We start from the raw sequence: 7,749 nt of genomic DNA on the forward strand, positions 1-7,749 counted from the left end.
TCCCGGGGCCGGGGCGGGATGCGGCCGGGTGGGGCGTCGAGGTGCGGGACGGCGTCGAGGTCGTGCCGGGCGCCTCGGCCGGGCCGCCGGTCTTCAGCCCCGACGGCCGCCTGCTCGCCCTGCCCGGCGAGGGCGAGGTACGCGTCTGGAACGTCGCCGAACGCCGCCTGACCGGCTCCTACCCCCTGAGGGACCCCGGCCACGGCCTGGCATTCTCCGCCGACGGCCGCGTCCTGCGCTACCTCACCGCCACCGGCTCCGTCGTCTCGCTCGACGTCTCCGGCCTGCCGGCGCCGTCCGGCGACGACCACGTGGCCGAGTTCTCCGGCAACGGCCGCGTCGCCGCCAAGGAGGTCGGGAACACGATCGAGCTCACCGACGCCGTGCGGCACACGACGCTCGGCCGCATCGACGCCGCCGGCGACCTGGCGTTCGACGCGGCCGGTCGGCTGCTGGCCGTCGCGGGCGACCCGGTGACCGTGTGGGAGGTGGCCGGCGGCAGGCGGGTGGCCGCCATCGAGGCGGGCGGCGAGGTCCCGTCCGTGGCGCTCTCCCCCGACGGCCGCACGCTGGCCACGGCGCGCGGCGGCGTCGTGGAGACCTGGGACGTCCGCACCGGCCGCCGCATCAAGGCGTACGAGGGGGCGGGCGCTCCGGCGCTGGCCTTCAGCCCCGACGGCACGACCCTGGCCGCCGGCGCGCGCCTGCTCGACCTGCGGACGGGTCAGGTCACCCCGCTGGAACGCGCGGCCCGCGCCGGTGACGGGGCCGAGGCGACCGCGCTGGCGTTCTCGCCCGACGGCCACCGGCTGGCGTTCGGGCTGGAAGGCGGCCCGGTGCTCCTCTGGGACGCCCGCGATCGCACGCCTCTCGGCACGATCGAGGCGGGCCCCGCGCCGGTGGACGAACTGCGCTTCTCCCCCGACGGCGACCTGCTGGCCGTGGACGCGACCCGGACGTCGTTGTGGGACGCCCGTACGCTGCGCGAGGTCGGCCAGATCGGCTCGTGGGCCGGCGGGCTCGCCTTCAGCCAGGACGGCCGCCGGCTGCGCGGCGTCGCCCTCGACGGCACCGTACGCGAGACGGCGGTCGACCCGGCGCTGGCGGTGCGGGAGGTGTGCGCCCGCGCGGGCGGCCCGCTGAGCAGGGCGGAGTGGACCCGCCTGATCCCGGAGAGCGGCTACCGCGACATCTGCTAGGCCGTTGTCGGCGTGGCGTTCCCGGAAGCGGCGGACCGAGCCGAGTCGGTGAGGCCGGAGACGTCGACGGAATCCAGCGGGATCGGCGTGAACATGGGCGGCTCCTCCTCGGGTGTCAGCGCCGTGGGGCCATAGATCCAATCGGTGAACGAGTAGTCGTGGGTGTCGCGGGCCCGCAGGAGCGTGTTGCGCCGGAGGCGGGCGACGCCGTCCAGGTGCCACAGCTCGCCCCAGGCGCGGGCCGTGGTCAGGACGCGTCGGCAGTGTTCGGGACGGACGGCTTCGTAGGCCGCCAGGGCGCCCCGCCAGTCGATCGAGCCGTCATCGGCGCGGCGCGCGGCGACGTGCTTGGCGAGCACCCAGCCGTCCTCGATGGCCATGACCGCGCCCTGGGCCATGTACTGCAGCGGCGGGTGGGCGGCGTCGCCGAGCAGCGCGATGTTGCCGTCGACCCACGTCATGATGGGGTCGCGGTCGAACATCCGCCACCAGCGGTCGCGCCACATCAGCGGGATGCCGGCCTGGACGTCCGGGCAGGTCGCGGCGAAGGCGTGGTCGAGCTCGTCGGGTGTGCCCCAGTCCTCCTCACCCGCGAGGGCCTTGGGGGACTCGAAGACCGCGACCTGGTTGAGCATCTCGCCGCCGCGCAGCCCGTAGCGGACGAAGTGGCAGCGCGGGCCGACGTGGACCGAGACCTCGCTGAGATCGACGTCGCGGACGTCGCGGTCCAGGGCGCTCGGCGCCTCTACCGGGCCGGCCCGGTCCTGGAGCTCGGCGCCTCTACCGGGCCGGCCCGGTCCTGGAGCTCGCCGCCCACTCCCCCTCGGTCGTGTCCCGGCTGCGGGCGGTGGCCCTGCCCACCTGCACCGGCTGGTCGACGTGCTCGACGAGTCCGTCAACCTGGCGGTGCGCACCGGGGACACGGTCCGGTTCATCGCCAGCGTCGAGTGCTTCCAGAGCCTGCGGGTGGGCTCCCGTGAGGGCATGGTGTTCCCCGCCCACCGCACCACGGCGGGACTGCTCCTGCTGGCCGAGCTGACCGACGAGGAGCTCGAGGCGGTCTACCCGGCCGAGCGGTACACCGACCGTCCCGGAGACCGGCCCGACCTGGAACGGCTGCGTACGGAGCTGGCCCGGGTGCGGCGCAACGGTTTCGTGCTCAACCAGGGCCGCTCCGAGCGCGGCGTGGTGGCGATCGGCGTGCCGCTCCGGGCCCGGGACGGGGACGCCCTCGCCGGCCTGTCGGTGTCGATGCCGAGCGGGCGCTATGACCGGCACCGGCTGCCATCACTGGTCGACGCCCTTTCCCACGCCGCGCTCGCCATCGAGTCCGGTCTCGCCCGCGGCATCTGAACGGGCACCGGACGCCATCAGTCGTCCGGGTAGAGCTTGAGGATCTTGCCCTTGGGGCTGGCGACGAGGTAGCCGGAGCGGTAGCCGTCGGAGACGTAGACCAGCAGCACCTGCCGCATCGCGGCGAAGGCGTAGTCGGGGTCGACGATGAGGTAGCGGGAGGTGGGCTTGGGCACGCCGAGGTCTCTGTTGGCCCTCCTGAGCAGGGCGGGGATGGCGTCCCAGTCGAAGGCGCCGAGGTCGACCAGCGGCGTGCCGACCTTGCCGCCCCTGCCCGCGTGGATGACCGCGCCGTCACGGTAGGCGTAGGTGTCGTAGAGCTCGGGGTCGTCTTTGAGCGGTACGTCGATGGAGGCGTACGTCGGGTAGACCACCATCTCGACGATCTTGCTGCCGCCGATGACCGGGCGGAGTTTGGTGATCATGCTCCGGATGCCGGAAGGGGTCAGGAGGTTCTCCTCCTCCGGCTCCGCGGTGCCGGTCGGTGAGCCGGTCGGCAGGCCGGGGGCGGAGGTGGGCGTCACCCGGCCGGCGTACGGGACGGTGCCCATCCCCGGCGCGGGGAGGAAGTGCCAGACCAGCACCCCGGCCACCACGACCGCCGACAACGACAGCGCCACCGCCGCTCCCGCGCCGCCGCGGCGGCGGGGCCGCGGCCCGGGGACCTCCCACGACGCCGGCCCGTCCGGCGGGACGGCGCCGGACGACGACACCGGCCCCCCGGAGCGCTGGGCCCACCCCATGGACGCCGGCCCTCCGGGCCGCTGGGCCGATCCCATGGGGGGCTGCTCCGGCGTCGAGGGATTCCGGCCGGGCGTCCCTGCGTCCGGCGCCGGAGTCCAAGGATCCCGGTCCGGTGTTCCGCCGTGCCGCGCCGACGCTCCGGGATCCCCGTCCGGTGTCCCCTGCTGCGCCGGCGTCCAGGGGTCCCAGTCGGGCTGCGCGGACGTCCAGGGACGCTCGGCCGGACCCATGGGGGCGGGCGTCCTGGGATGGTGACCCGACGCCCTGGGATGCCGGGCCGAGCCCGTGGCGTGGGGAGGCGCGGGGGCCTCGCCCGGGTCGGCCGCCGCGGCCAGCATGAGGTCGAGGGTCTCGGCGTCCGGCCGGGCCGCCGGGTCGCGCGTGAGCAGCGCCTTCAGGACGGGCCCGAGCGGCCCGGCGCGTCCGGGCGGCGGCACGTCCTGGTTGAGCACGGCCGCCAGCGTCGCCAGCGTGGTGCTCCTGCGCAGCGGATGCCGCCCCTCGACGGCGACGTACAACATCATGCCGAGCGACCACAGGTCGGAGGCCGGATCGCCTTCGACGCCGTTGATGCGCTCGGGCGCCATGTACTCGGGCGAGCCGATGAACGCCCCCGTGGCCGTCAGGTTCGTGGACTCGCGTACGGCCGCGATGCCGAAGTCGCTCAGCACCGACCGGCCGTCCTCGCGCAGCAGGACGTTGGCGGGTTTGACGTCGCGGTGCTGGATGCCGACCGCGTGCGCGGCCCGCAGCGCGGACAGCACCTCGCGGCCGAGGCGGGCGGCGTCGGCGGGCGGCATGGGGCCGCGCTGGATGCGGTCCTGCAGCGAGCCGCCGGTGACCAGCTCCATGACGATCCACGGGTAGCCGTGCTCACCGGGGTCGACGATGTGGTGGATCGTGGCGACGTGCGGGTGGTTGAGCCGGGCGAGCGCGCGGGCCTCCCGCAGCACCCGTGCCCGCAGCCCGCGGGCGCCGTCGTGCCCGTCCATGGACGGATAGGGCGGACGCACCTCCTTGAGGGCGACCTCGCGGTGCAGGGCGACGTCCCAGGCCCGCCACACCAGGCCCATGCCCCCGCCGCCGAGCCGCTCCACGAGTTCGAAGCGGCCGTCGATCACCCGATTGCCCATGCAGAGCAGCGTAGGCCGGACACGCCGCCCGCGGCCATGAGAAGCGTTATCAGAGACGAGATCGAGTCACACGGTCCTGACCAGGCTCTTCTTTCCAAGACCCGGCTGGGGAGGAAGCGCCGCGCAACGCCACGGGCGGATACGAGAGGGGGCATCCGGGACGTATCGCGGTCCGAGGGTGGCCGCAATAGGTCCTAGTTTGTCCTCCATGGATCTCCTCATCAGCCGCAGGGCGCTCAACCGGGCCACGCTCGACAGGCAGCACCTGCTGCGCCGTACCGACCGGACCGTGGTCGAGGTCGTGGAGCACCTCGCGGGGTTGCAGGCGCAGACCCCGCACACCTGGTACACCGGCCTGTGGAACCGCATCGAGGGCTTCGACCCCGCCGACGCCGCCGGGCTGCTGCTCTCGCGTGAGCTCGTCCGCATCGTGCTGCAGCGCTCCACCATCCACCTGGTCTCGGCCCGCGACTGCCTGGCGATGCGTCCGCTGCTGCAGGAGGTCACCGGGCGCGGCACCAAGGGCGCGTACGGCCGCGAACTGGCGGGTGTCGACCTGGACGAGCTGGCGGCGGCCGGACGGACGCTGCTGGAGGAGCGGCCGCTGACGTTCGCCGAGCTGGGGCGGACGCTGGCCGAGCGGTGGCCGGGGCACGACCCGCAGGCGCTGAGCATGGGCGTGCGCTGGCTGGTGCCGCTGGTCCAGGTGCCGCCGCGCGGCCTGTGGGGCAGGAGCGGCCCGATCGCGCACACGAGCGCCGAGTCGTGGCTGGGTCTCCAGGCGCCGCCCATGACCCCGGCCGAGCTGGTGCTGCGCTATCTGGCGGCGTTCGGGCCGGCGTCGGTGATGGACGCGCAGACCTGGTCGGGCCTGACCCGGCTGGGCGAGGTGGTCGAGTCGCTGGACCTCGTCCGGTTCCGCGACGAGAACGGCAGGACCCTGTACGACCTGCCCGGCGCCGTACGCCCGCCCGAGGACGTCCCCGCCCCTCCCCGCCTCATGTCCGACTTCGACAACCTGTTCCTGTCGCACGCCGACCGGTCGAGAGTGATCCCCGAGCGGGCGAAGGAGGTGCTCAAGGGGTTCGCACGGGCGAACGTGGCGCCGCGCGCCATCCTGGCCGACGGCGTCATGGCGGGCGACTGGACGGTCACGCGCGCCAAGGGCGTCTCCACCCTGGGCCTGCACCTCTGGCAGCCGGTCGGCGCGCTCGACGAGATCGAGAAGGAGGCGCGGCGGCTGCTGGATTTCCTGGCCCCTGACGACGAACACGAGGTGAGGGTGTTCGACGGCCCTTCCAGGCCCTGACCTGCGCAAGGGCCCTGACCTGCGGTTTTCGTTCCAGGTTCGAGGGCAGGCGAGGTTGGAACGCATCCAGGGGAAGGAACGCTACGATGACCGACGTTTCCGGCATGGGTTCTCAGCCCGGAGACAAGCGCGAGGTGCTGACCAACCGTCAGGGGCACCCCGTCCACGACAACCAGAACCAGCGCACGGTCGGCGCACGCGGCCCCGCGACGCTGGAGAACTACCAGTTCCTGGAGAAGATCAGCCACTTCGACCGCGAACGCATCCCCGAGCGGGTCGTGCACGCCAGAGGAGCGCTCAGCTACGGCTCCTTCGAGGCGTACGGCAAGATCGGCGACGAGCCGATCAGCAGGTACACCAGGGCCAAGCTCTTCCAGGAGCCCGGCAAACGCACCGACGTCGCCGTACGGTTCTCGACGGTCATCGGCGGGCGCGACTCGGCCGAGACCGCCCGCGACCCGCGCGGCTTCGCGATCAAGTTCTACACCGAGGACGGCAACTGGGACCTCGTGGGCAACAACCTGGCCGTCTTCTTCATCAGGGACGCCATCAAGTTCCCCGACGTCATCCACTCGCTCAAGCCGGACCCGGTGACGTTCCGCCAGGACCCGAACCGAATCTTCGACTTCATGTCGCAGACGCCGGAGAGCATGCACATGCTCGTCAACCTGTTCAGCCCGCGCGGCATCCCGGCCGACTACCGGCACATGCAGGGCTTCGGCGTGAACACCTACAAGTGGGTCAACGCGCAGGGCGAGTCGTTCCTGGTCAAGTACCACTGGATGCCCAAGCAGGGCGTCCGCAGCATGACCGCGGCCGACGCCGCCGCCGTCCAGGCGAACGACCTGGGTCACGCCACGAAGGACCTGCACGACGCCATCGAGCGCGGCGACTACCCGGAGTGGGAGCTGCTGGTGCAGCTCATGAGCGACGACGACCACCCCGAGCTGGACTTCGACCCGCTGGACGACACCAAGGTCTGGCCCGAGAACGAGTTCCCGGCCAAGCCGGTCGGCCGCATGGTCCTCAACAGGAACGTCGAGAACCAGTTCGCCGAGAACGAGCAGATCGCGTTCGGCACCGGCGTGCTCGTGGACGGGCTCGACTTCTCCGACGACAAGATGCTGGTCGGGCGGACGTTCTCCTACAGTGACACGCAGCGCTACCGGGTGGGGCCGAACTACCTGCAGCTGCCGGTCAACCAGGCGAGGAACGCCGCCATCCGGACCAACCAGCGCGACGGCCAGATGACGTACTTCGTCGACACGGCCGGGGAGAGCCCGCACATCAACTACGAGCCGTCGGTACGCGACGGGCTGCGCGAGGCCGAGTTCGGGCACCCCGACGATGTCGGGCCCGTCATCTCGGGCCGGCTCACCCGTAAGCGCATCCCGCGCACGAACGACTACACGCAGGCGGGCCAGCGTTACCTGCTCATGGAGCAGTGGGAGCGCGACGACCTCGTGCACAACCTGGTCACGGCGCTCAAGGACTGCGACCGGGTCATCCAGGAGCGCATGGTCTGGCACTGCCTGCTCGCCGAGGACGATCTGGGGCTGCGCGTCGGCGAGGGCCTCGGCATCCGCCCGGACGACGTGGCCCACCTGGAGCCGCTGCAGAGCCAGGACCTGACGGAGGAGGACCGCAACCGCCTGGCCAAGCTGGGCAGCAACGGCCCCCGCGAGGTCTCGGACCTCAAGATGACCCACTGCGTCCCGAACGAGCGGGCCGCTCACGCCGAGGCGTGACGCGACACCGCCGCGGGCGCCGGCCTGGGCCGCTGCCCCAGCGTGCCCTGGCCGCCGCGGACGCCGGTCTGGGCCGCCGCGGGAGCATGCCGGGGCCGGTTGGTTGACGCCGGCCTGGTCACAGCAGGCCGGCGTCCTCCAGCAGCTTGCCGATCCGGCGGGTCTCGTCGTCGTTCAGCGGGATCTGCGGCAGCGCGGTGACCGGGCAGTCGATGATCCCGCGCAGGTGCAGCGCGGCCTTGAACGCCCCGAGGCCCGACGAG

At 72.8% G+C, this 7,749-nt stretch carries 6 protein-coding genes; 4 read left to right on the top strand and 2 right to left on the bottom strand.

Annotation, left to right across the window (positions count from 1 at the left end):
* On the top strand, positions 1-1,199 hold a 1,199-nt coding region (locus E1286_RS48585; protein WP_425464798.1), incomplete at its 5' end, for a WD40 repeat domain-containing protein.
* Here E1286_RS48585 and E1286_RS44240 read toward each other — a convergent pair.
* Positions 1,196-2,113 (bottom strand): FAD-dependent monooxygenase, encoded by a 918-nt coding sequence (locus tag E1286_RS44240; protein WP_246075680.1) that lies wholly within the window; start codon positions 2,111-2,113, stop codon positions 1,196-1,198. The two genes, E1286_RS48585 and E1286_RS44240, sit on opposite strands and share 4 nt — an antisense overlap.
* On the opposite strand from E1286_RS44240, the gene E1286_RS44245 reads away from it, so the two are divergent.
* Positions 2,079-2,552 (top strand): IclR family transcriptional regulator, encoded by a 474-nt coding sequence (locus E1286_RS44245; RefSeq protein ID WP_223190912.1) that lies wholly within the window; start codon positions 2,079-2,081, stop codon positions 2,550-2,552. The two genes, E1286_RS44240 and E1286_RS44245, sit on opposite strands and share 35 nt — an antisense overlap.
* 17 nt (positions 2,553-2,569) lie before the next feature.
* Here the strand turns inward: E1286_RS44245 and E1286_RS50980 are convergent, their stop codons facing one another.
* A complete protein-coding gene (locus tag E1286_RS50980) occupies positions 2,570-4,429 on the bottom strand; it encodes a serine/threonine-protein kinase (protein WP_246075681.1) in 1,860 nt (619 codons plus the stop codon).
* A 208-nt stretch (positions 4,430-4,637) separates the two neighbouring features.
* On the opposite strand from E1286_RS50980, the gene E1286_RS44255 reads away from it, so the two are divergent.
* Both E1286_RS44255 and E1286_RS44260 read left to right on the top strand, forming a co-directional pair.
* Positions 4,638-5,738, top strand: coding sequence for a winged helix DNA-binding domain-containing protein (locus E1286_RS44255; RefSeq protein ID WP_132622947.1), 1,101 nt, complete (start codon positions 4,638-4,640; stop codon positions 5,736-5,738).
* A gap of 86 nt (positions 5,739-5,824) precedes the next feature.
* Positions 5,825-7,486 carry a catalase gene (locus E1286_RS44260; protein WP_132622949.1) on the top strand — a complete coding sequence of 554 codons (1,662 nt, stop codon included), beginning with the start codon at positions 5,825-5,827 and terminating at the stop codon, positions 7,484-7,486.
* Positions 7,487-7,749: the final 263 nt, after the last annotated feature.

The sequence above is a fragment of the Nonomuraea terrae genome (assembly GCF_004348995.1).
In the GTDB taxonomy this organism is placed as follows: Bacteria; Actinomycetota; Actinomycetes; order Streptosporangiales; family Streptosporangiaceae; genus Nonomuraea; species Nonomuraea terrae.

Bases quoted from the DNA above. Each gene is read 5' to 3' on its own strand.
- E1286_RS50980 (WP_246075681.1), bottom strand. From the start codon at position 4,429: ATGGGCAATCGGGTGATCGACGGCCGCTTCGAACTCGTGGAGCGGCTC.
- E1286_RS44255 (WP_132622947.1), top strand. From the start codon at position 4,638: ATGGATCTCCTCATCAGCCGCAGGGCGCTCAACCGGGCCACGCTCGAC.
- E1286_RS44260 (WP_132622949.1), top strand. From the start codon at position 5,825: ATGACCGACGTTTCCGGCATGGGTTCTCAGCCCGGAGACAAGCGCGAG.